Annotated in this window: 14 protein-coding genes; 11 read left to right on the forward strand and 3 right to left on the reverse strand. The window is 70.0% G+C overall.

Annotated elements, in window-relative coordinates:
* Positions 1-97 precede the first annotated feature (97 nt).
* Positions 98-535, reverse strand: a complete 438-nt coding sequence (locus tag AB3X08_RS13260; protein ID WP_369933098.1) for a hypothetical protein — start codon at positions 533-535, stop codon at positions 98-100.
* A 161-nt stretch (positions 536-696) separates the two neighbouring features.
* Here AB3X08_RS13260 and AB3X08_RS13265 point away from each other — a divergent pair, with 161 nt between their 5' ends.
* Complete coding sequence (locus AB3X08_RS13265; protein ID WP_369933100.1) at positions 697-1494, forward strand: glutaminyl-peptide cyclotransferase; 798 nt, start codon at positions 697-699, stop codon at positions 1492-1494.
* A gap of 178 nt (positions 1495-1672) precedes the next feature.
* Here the strand turns inward: AB3X08_RS13265 and AB3X08_RS13270 are convergent, their stop codons facing one another.
* Both AB3X08_RS13270 and AB3X08_RS13275 read right to left on the reverse strand, forming a co-directional pair.
* Positions 1673-2488 carry an amidohydrolase gene (locus AB3X08_RS13270; protein ID WP_369933101.1) on the reverse strand — a complete coding sequence of 272 codons (816 nt, stop codon included), beginning with the start codon at positions 2486-2488 and terminating at the stop codon, positions 1673-1675.
* A gap of 151 nt (positions 2489-2639) precedes the next feature.
* Positions 2640-3788: a pyridoxal phosphate-dependent aminotransferase gene (locus AB3X08_RS13275; RefSeq protein WP_369933102.1), complete on the reverse strand. Its 1149-nt coding sequence runs from the start codon at positions 3786-3788 to the stop codon at positions 2640-2642.
* A 217-nt stretch (positions 3789-4005) separates the two neighbouring features.
* Here AB3X08_RS13275 and ccmA point away from each other — a divergent pair, with 217 nt between their 5' ends.
* From ccmA to metX, 10 genes are all read left to right on the forward strand, one after another.
* A complete protein-coding gene (gene ccmA / locus AB3X08_RS13280; protein WP_047324868.1) occupies positions 4006-4653 on the forward strand; it encodes a heme ABC exporter ATP-binding protein CcmA in 648 nt (215 codons plus the stop codon).
* Complete coding sequence (ccmB, locus tag AB3X08_RS13285; protein WP_369933103.1) at positions 4650-5345, forward strand: heme exporter protein CcmB; 696 nt, start codon at positions 4650-4652, stop codon at positions 5343-5345. Before ccmA ends, ccmB begins: the two co-directional genes overlap by 4 nt.
* A gap of 115 nt (positions 5346-5460) precedes the next feature.
* Positions 5461-6210, forward strand: coding sequence for a heme ABC transporter permease CcmC (gene ccmC / locus AB3X08_RS13290; protein ID WP_184411041.1), 750 nt, complete (start codon positions 5461-5463; stop codon positions 6208-6210).
* Complete coding sequence (locus AB3X08_RS13295) at positions 6207-6380, forward strand: heme exporter protein CcmD (protein ID WP_184411042.1); 174 nt, start codon at positions 6207-6209, stop codon at positions 6378-6380. Before ccmC ends, AB3X08_RS13295 begins: the two co-directional genes overlap by 4 nt.
* Entirely contained in the window at positions 6377-6829 is a 453-nt protein-coding gene (gene ccmE, locus AB3X08_RS13300) for a cytochrome c maturation protein CcmE (protein ID WP_369933105.1), read from the forward strand. Before AB3X08_RS13295 ends, ccmE begins: the two co-directional genes overlap by 4 nt.
* Before the next feature lie 120 nt (positions 6830-6949).
* Complete coding sequence (locus AB3X08_RS13305; RefSeq protein WP_369933107.1) at positions 6950-8884, forward strand: heme lyase CcmF/NrfE family subunit; 1935 nt, start codon at positions 6950-6952, stop codon at positions 8882-8884.
* Positions 8884-9486: a DsbE family thiol:disulfide interchange protein gene (locus AB3X08_RS13310; protein WP_369933108.1), complete on the forward strand. Its 603-nt coding sequence runs from the start codon at positions 8884-8886 to the stop codon at positions 9484-9486. The genes AB3X08_RS13305 and AB3X08_RS13310 overlap by 1 nt, the downstream gene beginning before the upstream one ends.
* The gene (locus AB3X08_RS13315) at positions 9483-9929 is read left to right on the forward strand and encodes a cytochrome c-type biogenesis protein (protein WP_369933109.1); all 447 of its coding nucleotides are present in this window, start codon (positions 9483-9485) and stop codon (positions 9927-9929) included. The genes AB3X08_RS13310 and AB3X08_RS13315 overlap by 4 nt, the downstream gene beginning before the upstream one ends.
* A 4-nt stretch (positions 9930-9933) precedes the next feature.
* A complete protein-coding gene (locus AB3X08_RS13320) occupies positions 9934-11010 on the forward strand; it encodes a tetratricopeptide repeat protein (protein WP_369933110.1) in 1077 nt (358 codons plus the stop codon).
* Between the two features lie 190 nt (positions 11011-11200).
* Positions 11201-12313 (forward strand): homoserine O-acetyltransferase MetX, encoded by a 1113-nt coding sequence (gene metX, locus AB3X08_RS13325; protein WP_369933112.1) that lies wholly within the window; start codon positions 11201-11203, stop codon positions 12311-12313.
* Positions 12314-12430: the final 117 nt, after the last annotated feature.

Here is a 12430-nt window from a genome sequence, read left to right on the forward strand (position 1 = left end):
GCCTCTTCAGGAGACCAGCTTCGCCGGCGTCATTGTTGGCGCTGATGCGACGCGCCCGTTGCGCGCGCGCCGCGCCTTCAACGCCGGATGTTGCGATTTACTTGCGACGTTCGATCACGAAATTGCCGACGTTGACGCCCAGATCGACGCCCTCGCCGGTGCCGGCCAGGGCCAGCGAAATATCGCCCTTGGTGACGACCTGCGCGGTGCTGGATTTCACCACCCCGGCGTGCGCTTCGGCCGCGGCGTAGGTGCCGAACAGATCGTTGAGGCTGTAGGCGCCGCTGAACGTACCGCGGCCGCCGACGATCTTCGACTTGCCGACCGTCAGGCCACCGCCCTTGCTGCTGATCTTGACCGGAATCACCGCACCGTCGTTGCAGGTGATGGTGCCGGTGCCGCTGGCGGTCTTGTAGAACACCGACCAGCCCGACAGGTTGAACGACAGTTTGCAGTCGATGTTGCCTGCGGCCTGGGCCTGCGGCGCGAGCGTCGCCGCACTCAGCAACACGAGGAGAGAGAGCGACTTGATCATAGGGGCATTCCGGTTTGTGGACACGGCGCGAGCGTAGCAGCGCCGATGTGGCAGCCGCGACAAGGCGCCATTGCAGCTCTACGCCCGTTCAGCAAGCATTTCCGATGGCCGCAACGGCGTTAGGCACTGACGTCCGGAGCCCGGCATGGGATGATCTGGCCATGTCGCGCATCGCCTACCCCCTGCTGCTTGCCGCCCTGCTATGCCCCTCGCTGTGCGCCGCCACCGAGGCGATTCCGGTGCAGGGCTATACGGTCGTGAAAACCTATCCGCACGACACCGGCGCCTTCACCGAGGGCCTGTTCTATCTGCACGGCTACCTGTACGAAAGCACCGGCGAACTCGGCCACTCCGGGGTGCGCAAGGTCGAGCTGGACAGCGGGCGCGTGCTGCAGCAGGTCGATACGCCGCCCCCGTACTACGGGGAAGGCATCGTGGCCTGGCACGACCGGCTGATCCAGCTGACCTGGCGCAATCAACAGGGCTTCGTCTACGACCTCTCCACCCTCACCTTGAAAACCAGTTTCACCTACCCCGGCGAGGGCTGGGCGCTGACCAGCGACGGCAGCAGCCTGTACATGAGCGACGGCACCGCCAAGATCCGCCGCCTCGATCCGCAGACGCTGCGCCAGGTCGGCAGCATCCGGGTCACCGCGCGCGGCAAGCCGCTGGACGATCTCAACGAACTGGAATGGGTGAAAGGCGATCTGTTGGCGAACGTCTGGCTGACCTCGCGCATCGCACGCATCGATCCGGCCAGCGGCAAGGTGATCGCCTGGATCGACCTGCAAGCGCTGGTGCCGGCCGCCGAAACCTTGACCGACCCGAGCAACGACGTGCTCAACGGCATCGCTTACGACGCCGAACACGACCGCCTGTTCGTCACCGGCAAGCGCTGGCCCACGCTGTACGAAATCCGTCTGGCACCGCTGCCGCATGCGGGCGACAAGGGCGACTGAGACTCGCGCACCCAAATTCCGCGAGTCGCTTTCGCGCCGGACCCTCACCCCAACCCCTCTCCCGGTGGGAGAGGGGCTATGTACGAGCCGCTGTCGCTCTCTCGCCTCGGAACCATGCTCCCATTTCAGGGGGAAAGTGGCCGCAGGAGCGGATTAGAGTCCGTGCGCAGGACCCGCCCTAATCGCCGAGCGTGAAGGTGTCGGCGTCCAGCATCGCCGGGAAGCGCGCGCGGTGCGCGGCCAGCGCCGCCGCCGAGATCGTGGTGGTGGCCACCTGCTCACGCTCGCGGATCTCCAGCTGCGGCTGGCCGAGGAAATCGATCACGGCGCTGTCGCCGGCGTAGTGCAAGCCGTTGCCGTCCTCGCCCACCCGGTTGACCGCGGCCACGAAGCACAGGTTCTCGATCGCGCGCGCGCGCAGCAGGGTGCGCCACGGATAGGCGCGCGCCGACGGCCAGTTGGCGACGAAGATCTGCAGGTCGAAGTCGAGCTGGCCGGGGCGCTCGACGTCGTAGCGGTTGCGGCAGAACACCGGGAAGCGCAGGTCGTAGCAGACCTGCGGATTGATCCGCCAGCCCTTCCAGTCCACGCACAGCCGCTCGCGCCCGGCGGCATAGCGCTGGTGCTCGTTGGCGTAGCGGAACAGGTGGCGCTTGTCGTAGTGCTGCAGCGCGCCGTCGGGCGTGGCCCACAGCAGGCGGTTGAACACCTTGGCGACGCCGTCCTCGCCCGGCACGCGCAACTGCACGCTGCCGGTCACCGCCGCGCCCAGCCGCGCCGCCTGCTCGCGGATCCAGGCCACGGTCGGCCCGTCCATGCCCTCCGCCTGGTCCAGCGCGTCGTTGGAGAAACCGCTGGTGAAGGTCTCCGGCAGGATCACCAGATCGGTGGCCCCGGCCAGCGGCGCCAGCAGTTCGGCGTAGTGCGCGCGATTGCCGGCCGGATCGTGCCAGCGGGTGTCGCCTTGGATGAGGGAGATGCGGAGGTCGGTCATTGTGGGGCCGGGATTGGGGAGTGGGGATTCGGGATTGGCAAAAGCGGGATTTGAACGCGTGATTGGAATCGGGAAGCAGACGTTCCGCTAATAGGGATACCTAGCTTTTACGAATCCCCAATCCCCACTCCCCAATCCCGGCGATTGCGCGCTACAGCGCGCGCAATCGCTCGATCGCCGCATCCAGCGTCGCTTCGTTCTTGGCAAAGCACAGCCGGGCCAGGCGCTGGCCGGGCGGCGGGGTCTGGTAGAACGGCGACAGCGGGATCGCGGCCACGCCTTTTTCGATGGTCAGCCACTTCACGAACTCGGTGTCGGGCAGGTCGCTGATGGCCGAATAGTCGACCAGCTGGAAGTAGCCGCCCGGCACCGGCAATGGCTTGAGCCGGGTGGTCAGCAGCTGTTCGCGGAAGCGGTCGCGCTTGGCCTGGTAGAACGCGCCGAGCTGTTCGTCGTGTTCGGGCTCGTCGCGGATCATCGCGGCGAAGGCGTACTGGGCCGGGCCGAAGCTGGTGAAGGTGTTGTACTGGTGGACCTTGCGGAATTCGGCGCTCAGCGCCGGCGGCGCGATCGCGTAGCCGATCTTCCAGCCGGTGCAGTGGTAGGTCTTGCCGAAACTGGAGACGACGAAGGCGCGTTCGCGCAGTTCCGGCCAGCGCAGCACCGATTCGTGGCGGCGGCCGTCGAACACGATGTGCTCGTAGACCTCGTCGGAGATCAGGAAGATGTCAGTGCCGCGCAGCAGGTCGGCGACCGCCTGCAGGTCGTCGGCGCCGAGCATCGCGCCGGACGGGTTGTGCGGGCTGTTGAGGATCAGCAGCCGGGTGCGCGGGGTGATCGCCGCGCGGACCCGCTCCCAGTCCACCGCGAAGCTCTGCGGGTCCAGCGGCACGTGCACCGCGCGCGCGCCGGCCAGGTCGATCGCCGGCTCGTAGCTGTCGTAGGCCGGATCCAGCACGATCACGTCCTCGCCCGGCCGCACCACCGCATGGATGGCGTTGAACAGCGCCTCGGTGGCGCCGCTGGTCACCGTCACCTCCGTATCCGGATCGACCTGCGCGCCGTAGCAGCGCAGCGCCTTGCCGGCGATCGCCTGGCGCAGCACCGGCACCCCGGTCATTGGCGGGTACTGGTTGTGGCCGTCGCGCATCGCCTGGTCCAGCGTGTCGATCAGCCGCGCCGGCGCGGCGAAGTCGGGAAAGCCCTGGCCCAGGTTGACCGCGCCGTGCTCGGCGGCCAGTTGCGACATCACGGTGAAGATGGTGGTGCCCACCTTGGGCAGCTTGGTCTGCGGGTGCATGCGTCCGGGTACGGGAGCGGGAAAGCGTCGAGTGTACGCAAAGCCGCTTGCCGGCGATGCGTCGCCGCCGCGCAAAACAGCGTTCCTCGCGCGCGCCGCCGTGCCGGCGCCGCAACCGCCGCGACAACGCCCGCGCCGGATGGCCGCATGCCGATACAATGCGCGCCTCCCGCACCCACGCCTGCCGCCGCGCCCGTCCCGGTGCGGCCCTCCGCCGATGACCGATCCGCTGCATTCCCCGCCGCCGCTGCTGGCCGCGCACGGGCTCACCTTCGCCCGCGACGACGCCGCCGTGTTCGGTCCGCTGGACTTCCATCTGGATGCGGGCGAAGCGCTGCTGGTGCAGGGCGACAACGGCGCCGGCAAGACCACCCTGCTGCGGGTGCTGGTCGGGCTGCTGCGCGCCGAGGCCGGGCGCATCGAGATCGACGGCCGTCCGGTGCGCCGCGGCGACCGCGCGCGCTACATGGCCTATCTCGGCCACCTGGGCGCGCTGAAGGCGGACCTGAGCACCTTGGAAAACCTGCACTACCTGTGCGGCCTGCAGGGCCGCCGCGCCAAGCAGATGCCGGGCAGCGCGCTGGCCATCGTCGGCCTGGCCGGCTACGAGGACACCTTGGTGCGGCAGCTGTCGGCCGGGCAGAAGAAGCGCCTCGCGCTGGCCAGGGTGTGGCTGTCGCCGGCGCCGCTGTGGCTGCTCGACGAGCCCTACGCCAATCTCGACCTGGACGGCATCACCCTGGTCAACCGGATGATCGCCGCGCACCTGCGCAGCGGCGGCGCGGCGCTGGTCACCACCCATGGCGCCTATGCCGCGCCACCGGTGCGCACGCGCATGCTGAGCCTGAGCGGGGTGGCCGCATGAGCCTGGCCGCCCCCGTTCCGTCCCTGTGGCAGGCCACCCGTGCGTTGCTGCTGCGCGACCTGCGCCTGCTGTGGCGGCGCCGCGGCGACGCGCTGCAGCCGGCGCTGTTCGCGCTGCTGATCGTGGCCCTGTTCGCGCTGGCGCTGGGCAACCAGCCGCGCCTGCTCGGCGAGGTCGCCAGCGCCGCGCTGTGGCTGGCATCGCTGCTGGCCGGACTGCTGGCGCTGGACAGCCTGTTCCGCGGCGACGCCGAGGACGGCTCGCTGGAACAATGGCTGCTGGCGCCGGTACCGTTGGCCTGGCTGGTGTTGGTGCGGGTACTGCTGCACTGGCTGACCACCGCGCTGCCGCTGATCGTGGCCACCCCGCTGCTGGGCGAATTGCTGCACCTGCCGCATGACCGCATGCCGGTGCTGCTGGCATCGTTGGCGCTGGGCACGCCGCTGCTGAGCCTGATCGGTGCGGTGGTGGCGGCGCTGACGGTGAGCATGAAGCGCGCCGGGATCCTGGTCGCGCTGCTGGCGCTGCCGCTGTACGTGCCGGTGCTGGTGTTCGGCGCCGGCAGCGTGGCGGCCGCGGCGCAGGGCCTGGACCCCAGCGGCGGCCTGCTGCTGCTGGCGGCCGGACTGGTGCTGGGCCTGGTGCTGGCGCCGCTGGCGGCGGCGGCGGCGATCCGCATCTCGTTGAGCTGAGCGCATTTGGCGCAGCGCCAACGCGGCGCGGGCCGTACCATCGTGCTGTCCCGCTCCATCGTCGCCCCGCTGTCGCCGCACCATAGCAAGCCCCCCGCCCGCTAGAATCGACCGCATGTCCTCCGTCGTCCGCTGGTTCCACCAACTCGGTTCGCCCCCCGCCTTCGACCGCTTCGCCGCGCGCTGGACGCGCTGGTGCTATCTGGCCGCGCTGCTGCTGGGCGGGCTGGGGATCTGGCAGGCGCTGTTCGTGGTGCCGGCCGACCGCCTGCAGAGCGACGCCTTCCGCATCCTCTACATCCATGTGCCCAGCGCGTGGATGAGCCTGTTCGTGTTCGGGCTGATGGCGCTGTATGCGGCGATCGCGCAGGTGTGGCGGATCAAGCTGTGCGAAGTGCTGGCGATGGCCTGCGCGCCGATCGGCGCCGCCTTCACCGTGATCACCCTGCTGACCGGCAGCATCTGGGGCAAGCCGATGTGGGGCGCCTGGTGGGACTGGGACCCGCGCCTGACCACCGAACTGATCCTGCTGTTCCTGTACATCGGGGTGATGGGTCTGTACCTGGCGATCGAAGACCGCCGCAATGCCGCGCGCGCGGCCGGGCTGCTGGCCATCGTCGGCGTGGTGCTGCTGCCGGTGATCCGCTATTCGGTGGTGTGGTGGAACTCGCTGCACCAAGGCCAGACCATCCGCCTGTTCGGCCAGTCGAGCATGGACCCGAGCATGCTGCCGCCGCTGTGGTGGATGGTGGCGGCGACCAAGTTCTGGTTCGCCGGTTCGCTGCTGGCGCGCGCGCGCGCCGACAATCTGCGTCGCGAAGCCGGCAAGGACTGGGTGGCGAAACTGGCGGAGGCGCGCGGATGAACTACCTGCCCTATGTGATCGGCGCCTATGCGGTGTTCGTCGGCGTGCTGCTGGCCGACTTCGTGCTGGCGCGGCTGCAGCTGCGCGGCGCGCTGCGTGCGGCGAAGCTGCGCGCGCAGCGCAAGCAGCAACCCAAGCCCGACCCTGCGACGCTGGACCTGAGCCGATGACTCCGCAACGCAAGCGCCGCCTGCTGCTATTGATGGTGCTGGTGCTGGCCGCCGGCCTGACCACCACGCTGGTGGCGATGGCGCTGCAGCGCAATACCGCTTACCTGTACACCCCGGCCGAAGTGCTGGCCGGCAAGACCGCCGAACACGCGCGCTTCCGCCTCGGCGGCATGGTCGAGAAAGGCTCGTTCCAGCGCGCGCCCGGCTCGCTGCTGGCGCGGTTCAAGGTCACCGACGGCGATGCGCAGCTGACCGTCAGCTACGACCGGATCCTGCCCGACCTGTTCCGCGAAGGCCAGGCGGTGGTGGCCACCGGCCGCATGCACGACGGCGTGTTCGTGGCCGAGGACGTGCTGGCCAAGCACGACGAAACCTACATGCCCAAGGAACTGGAAGAGAAGATGGGCAGCGCGCATCGCAAGCACGATGTGGCGGAGGCGGCGCGGTGACTGGAGTTTTTTGCGGGACTCGGGAATCGGGAATCGGGAATCGCAACAGCACGACCGCGCTTCGCCTGGACATTAGCGTTTCCGGGTTCCGCATCCTCGGTCCCGAGCCCCGGCCCCATCATGCTGCCTGAACTCGGCCAAGTCCTGCTGATCCTGGCCCTGCTGGCCGCGCTGCTGCAGGCGGCGGTGCCGCTGGCCGGCGCGCAGCGCGGCGACGCGCGCTGGATGGCGGTGGCACGGCCGGCCGCGTTCGCGCAGCTGGCGCTGGTCGCCGGCGCGTTCGCGGTGCTGACCCATGCGTTCCTGGTGCAGGATTTCTCGGTGGCCTACGTGGCCGAGAATTCCAACTCGCTGCTGCCGCTGGTCTACCGCTATTCGGCGGTGTGGGGCGCGCACGAAGGCTCGTTGCTGCTGTGGACGCTGATCCTGGCGCTGTGGACCGGCGCGGTCGCGGTGTTCTCGCGCAGCCTGCCGGCGCCGGTGATGGCGCGGGTGATCGGCACGCTGGCGCTGGTCAGTCTGGGGTTCCTGGCGTTCCTGCTGTTCACATCCAATCCGTTCGCGCGGCTGCTGCCGGCGCCGCTGGAAGGCCGCGACCTCAACCCGCTGCTGCAGGACCCGGGCCTGGTCATCCACCCGCCGCTGCTGTACGCCGGCTACGTCGGCTTCGCGGTGCCGTTCGCATTCGCGATCGCCGCGCTGCTCGACGGCCAGGTCGATGCGCGCTGGCTGCGCTGGACGCGGCCATGGACCAACGTGGCCTGGGGCTTCCTGACCATCGGCATCGCGCTGGGCAGCTGGTGGGCCTATTACGAGCTCGGCTGGGGCGGCTGGTGGTTCTGGGACCCGGTGGAGAACGCCAGCTTCATGCCGTGGCTGGCCGGCGCGGCACTGCTGCATTCGCAGGCGGTGACCGAAAAACGCGGCAGCTTCACCGCCTGGACCCTGCTGCTGGCGATCGCCGCGTTCTCGCTGTCGCTGCTGGGCACGTTTCTGGTGCGTTCCGGAGTGCTGACCAGCGTGCACTCCTTTGCCGCCGATCCCGCCCGCGGCCTGTTCATCCTGGTGTTCCTGAGCCTGGTCTGCGGCGGTGCGCTGCTGCTGTACGCGCTGCGCGGCGGGCGCATCGCCGCTGGCGCCGGCGACGCACGCCAGCGCTTCGCCGCGTCCTCGCGCGAGACCCTGCTGCTGGCCAACAACCTGCTGCTGACCTGCGCCTGCGCGATGGTGCTGCTGGGCACGCTGTATCCGCTGCTGGCCGACGCCCTGGGGCTGGGCAAGCTGTCGGTCGGCCCGCCCTACTTCGGCACCCTGTTCGTGGTGCTGATGGCGCCGCTGGTGGCGCTGCTGCCGTTCGGCCCGCTGACCCGCTGGCAGCGCGAACAACCGTCGCGGCCGCTGGCGCTGCTGGCGCCGTGGGCCGGGCTGGCCCTGCTGGCCGGCGTGCTCGGTTTCTTCCTGGCGCCGCAGGGACCGTGGAAGACCGCCGCCGGCGTGGCCGGCGCGGCCTGGGTGCTGCTCGGCACCGCGCGTTTCGTGTGGAGCCGCTTCCAGCTCAAGGGCAGCCGCTTCACTGCAGAGATGCTGGGCATGACCCTGGCGCATGCCGGCATCGCCGTGTTCCTGACCGGCGCGCTGCTGGTGGAAGCGCTGGACCAGCAACGCGAAGTGGCGCTGGCGCCGGGGCAGAGCCTGCAGATGGGCCGCTACCGCTTCGAGTTCCAGAGCCTGGACCAGATCCGCGGCCCCAACTACGTGTCCGATCGCGCGCACGTGCAGGTGCTGCGCGACGACCGCCCGCTGGCGCTGCTGCATCCGGAAAAGCGCGTCTACGCCAGCGGCGGGCAGAGCCTGAGCGAGGCCGGCATCCATCCCGGCCTGCTCGGCGACGTCTATATCGCCCTGGGCGAACCGCTGGGCGGCAACGCCTGGGCGATGCGCCTGCATGTCAAACCGTTCGTTCGCTGGATCTGGCTCGGCGCGGCGCTGATGGCGCTGGGTGGCTTCGTCACCGCCGGCGACCGGCGTTTCCGTCGTTCCCCGGAGAAATCCTGATGTCCGCTCCCGCTCCACGCCGCCTGCCGCTCGCCGCCATCGTGCTCGGTGCCCTGTTCTTCCTCGGCCTGTTGGCGCTGATGTTCTATGCGGTGCAACGCTCCGGGGTGGCCGATCGCGATGCGTTGCCGTCGGCGCTGATCGGCAAGCCGGCGCCGGCGTTCGACCTGCCGGTGCTGCACGACGCCTCGATCCGCGTGCGCAGCGCCGAACTGCGCGGCGCGCCGTACGTGCTCAACGTGTGGGGCAGCTGGTGCGCCACCTGCCGCGAGGAACATCCGGTGCTGACCCGCTTCGCGCTGACCAAGCGCGTGCGGGTGATCGGCTACGACTGGAAGGACACCCGCGAAGACGCGCTGCACTGGCTGGAGCAGTTGGGCAATCCGTTCTTGGTGGTGCTGTTCGACCCGGACGGGCGCACCGCGATCGACTGGGGCGTGGCCGCGGCGCCGGAGACCTTCCTGGTCGACGCGCGCGGCGTGGTGCGCTGGAAGCATTCGGGCGCATTGACCGACCAGATCGTGCAGGACGAACTGCTGCCGGCGCTGCTGCAGGCCGAACGCGACGCGCCGACGACCAAGCAGGGCCGGGCCACCCCGTGACGCGCCGCTGGCTCGCGCTGCTGCTGGTAGTGCTGGCGTGCGCCGGGCACGCCACTGCGCAACCGGTGGCCGACCAGACCCCGCTGGCGTACCGCTCCGCGGCTGAGGAAGCGCGCTTCCACGCGCTGACCGCCGAACTGCGCTGCGTGCAGTGCCAGAACCAGTCGCTGGCCGACTCGCATGCGCAGATCGCGCTGGACCTGCGCCGCGAAGTGTTGCAGCTGATGCAGCAGGGGCGTTCGGACGCGGAGATCAAGCGCTTCCTGGTCGATCGCTACGGTGAGTTCGTGCTGTACCGGCCGCAGGTGGAAGCGCGCACCTGGCTGCTATGGTTCGGGCCGTTGCTGCTGCTCGGCGCCGGTGCGCTGCTGGTGGCCTGGGTGGTGCGCCGCCGCGCGCCGGCCGGCGCCGTGCCGCCCGTGCAGGAGGAACAGGAATGGTGAGGCGATGCTGAGCTGGGGCATGCATGCCGCCGCGGCGATACTGGCCGCGCTCGTGTTCGGCGCGGTGCTGTGGCCGTTGCGGCGTAGCCGCGGCGGCGCGCCGCTGCTCGCCGTCGCGGTGCTGGCATTGGGCGTGGCCGCCGCCGCGCTGTATGCGCTGATCGGCACGCCGCGCGCGCTGCAGGCACAGAACCGCGAAGCGCCGCGCAACCTGGAAGACGGCGTGGCGCAGTTGCAGGCGGCGCTGACCAAGGATCCGAGCCGCGCCGAGGGCTGGGCGCTGCTGGCGCGCTCGCAGATGTCGCTGGGCCGTCCCAATGAGGCTGCTGCCGCGTTCGCACGCGCGGTGCAGCTGGCGCCGGACGAAGCGCAATGGCTGGTGCAGGCGGCCGAAGCACGCGCGCTGGCCACGCCGCAGCGCCAGTTCGACGACCAGGGCATTGCCTGGCTGCGGCATGCCCTGCAGGTCGAACCGAACAACGAGCGCGCCGCCTGGTTCCTGGGCATCGCGCAGCGCCAGCGCGGCCAGAACGCCGAAGCCGCCGCGACCTGGGAGGCGCTGCTGCCGCGCGTGGATGCTGCCACCGCCGCCGCACTGCGCCCGCAGATCGACGCGGCGCGCGCAGACGCCGGGTTGCCGGCGCTGCCAGCTGCCGCGCCAGGCGCAACGGCGCTGGCCGCGGCCAGCGCGACGACCGCCGCGAACCCCGCCGCCTCGCCTGCACCCGTCGCTGCCGGCATGCTCACCGTTGCGGTGTCGCTGGATCCGCAATTCGCCGCGCGCGTGCGCCTGCGCGGCGACGCCAGCGTGTTCGTGATCGCGCGCGTGCCGGGTGGCCCGCCGATGCCGGTCGCGGTGCAGAAGCATGCGCTGCAATCGCTGCCGCTGCGCGTGACCCTGAGCGACAGCGACAGCCCGATGCCGACGCAGAAGCTGTCGCAGCTCAAGCAGGTGCAGGTGCTGGCGCGGCTCTCCAACAGCGGCAACGCGATGCGCCAGGAAGGCGACCTGGAATCGGCACCGGTGACGGTAACGCTGCCGGCGGCGACGCCGGTGGAGTTGGTGATCGGCAAGCCGTAGCACGGCTTTTTCTGTAGGAGCGGCTTCAGCCGCGACAGGCGCTCCGCAACCAGCATGCTCCCGGCAGCCTGTCGCGGCTGAAGCCGCTCCTACAGGGAGCACCGCGTCTCGCGGGCTTCGTCTACACGTCTTCCGGCGTCAGATCCGCGCACGCACGCCGCCTCCGCCGCGGCACGGCTAGAATCGGCGCATGACCGAATTCATTCCTCCCGGCAGCCGCTTCCTCGCCCTGCCCTCGCCGTTCCCGATGAAGCGCGGCGGCCAGCTGCGCGACGCGCGCGTCGCCTACGAGACCTGGGGCACGCTGGCAGCCGACCGCAGCAACGCGATCCTGATCGTGACCGGGCTGTCGCCGGACGCGCACGCCGCCGCGCATGCCGACGATCCCAGCCCCGGCTGGTGGGAGGCGATGCTCGGCACCGGCAAGCCGATCGACACGCAGCGCTGGTTCGTGATCTGCGTGAATTCGTTGGGTAGCTGCAAGGGCTCGACCGGCCCGGCCTCGCCGGATCCGGACGACGCGCAGCCGTATCGCCTGCGTTTCCCGGAGCTGTCGATCGAAGACGTCGCCGATGCCGCCGCGCACGTGGTGCGCGCGCTGGGCATCGCGCGGCTGGCGTGCGTGATCGGCAATTCGATGGGCGGCATGACCGCGCTGGCGCTGCTGCGCCGGCATCCGGGGCTGGCGCGCAGCCACATCAACATCTCCGGCAGCGCGCAGGCATTGCCGTTCTCGATCGCGATCCGCTCGCTGCAGCGCGAGGCGATCCGCCTGGATCCGAACTGGAACGGCGGCGCCTACGACGAGGCCACGTATCCGGAGTCGGGCATGCGCATGGCGCGCAAGCTGGGCGTCATCACCTACCGCTCGGCGCTGGAATGGGATGGCCGCTTCGGCCGCGTACGGCTGGATTCGGACCAGGCCGACGACGATCCGTTCGGCCTGGAATTCCAGGTGGAAAGCTATCTGGAAGGCCATGCGCGGCGCTTCGTGCGCCGCTTCGATCCGAACTGCTACCTGTACCTGAGCCGCTCGATGGACTGGTTCGACCTGGCCGAATACGCCGGCGGCGACGTGCTCGCCGGGCTGGCCACGATCCGCGTCGAGCGCGCGCTGGCGATCGGCGCCAACACCGACATCCTGTTCCCGGTGCAGCAACAGCAGCAGATCGCCGATGGCCTGCGCGCCGGCGGCGCCGATGCGCAGTTCCTGGGCCTGGACTCGCCGCAGGGACACGATGCGTTCCTGGTCGATTTCGCGCGCTTCGGGCCGGCGGTGAAGGGATTTCTGGACGCGTTGTAGCCGATGCTGCCGCAGCGGCTGGCGTCGCGCTGTGTCGTTGGCGCGGATAGGATGGTGTACCGCTGCGTTCGTCGCGACGGAAGTCGCTCCCACAAGGGACACTTGCTGCAATCACAG

The sequence above is a fragment of the Xanthomonas sp. DAR 34887 genome, from assembly GCF_041245805.1.
Taxonomy (GTDB): Bacteria; Pseudomonadota; Gammaproteobacteria; order Xanthomonadales; family Xanthomonadaceae; genus Xanthomonas_A; species Xanthomonas_A tesorieronis.

Bases quoted from the DNA above. Each gene is read 5' to 3' on its own strand.
- AB3X08_RS13260 (WP_369933098.1), bottom strand. From the start codon at position 535: ATGATCAAGTCGCTCTCTCTCCTCGTGTTGCTGAGTGCGGCGACGCTC.
- AB3X08_RS13265 (WP_369933100.1), top strand. From the start codon at position 697: ATGTCGCGCATCGCCTACCCCCTGCTGCTTGCCGCCCTGCTATGCCCC.
- AB3X08_RS13270 (WP_369933101.1), bottom strand. From the start codon at position 2,488: ATGACCGACCTCCGCATCTCCCTCATCCAAGGCGACACCCGCTGGCAC.
- AB3X08_RS13275 (WP_369933102.1), bottom strand. From the start codon at position 3,788: ATGCACCCGCAGACCAAGCTGCCCAAGGTGGGCACCACCATCTTCACC.
- ccmA (WP_047324868.1), top strand. From the start codon at position 4,006: ATGACCGATCCGCTGCATTCCCCGCCGCCGCTGCTGGCCGCGCACGGG.
- ccmB (WP_369933103.1), top strand. From the start codon at position 4,650: ATGAGCCTGGCCGCCCCCGTTCCGTCCCTGTGGCAGGCCACCCGTGCG.
- ccmC (WP_184411041.1), top strand. From the start codon at position 5,461: ATGTCCTCCGTCGTCCGCTGGTTCCACCAACTCGGTTCGCCCCCCGCC.
- AB3X08_RS13295 (WP_184411042.1), top strand. From the start codon at position 6,207: ATGAACTACCTGCCCTATGTGATCGGCGCCTATGCGGTGTTCGTCGGC.
- ccmE (WP_369933105.1), top strand. From the start codon at position 6,377: ATGACTCCGCAACGCAAGCGCCGCCTGCTGCTATTGATGGTGCTGGTG.
- AB3X08_RS13305 (WP_369933107.1), top strand. From the start codon at position 6,950: ATGCTGCCTGAACTCGGCCAAGTCCTGCTGATCCTGGCCCTGCTGGCC.
- AB3X08_RS13310 (WP_369933108.1), top strand. From the start codon at position 8,884: ATGTCCGCTCCCGCTCCACGCCGCCTGCCGCTCGCCGCCATCGTGCTC.
- AB3X08_RS13320 (WP_369933110.1), top strand. From the start codon at position 9,934: ATGCTGAGCTGGGGCATGCATGCCGCCGCGGCGATACTGGCCGCGCTC.
- metX (WP_369933112.1), top strand. From the start codon at position 11,201: ATGACCGAATTCATTCCTCCCGGCAGCCGCTTCCTCGCCCTGCCCTCG.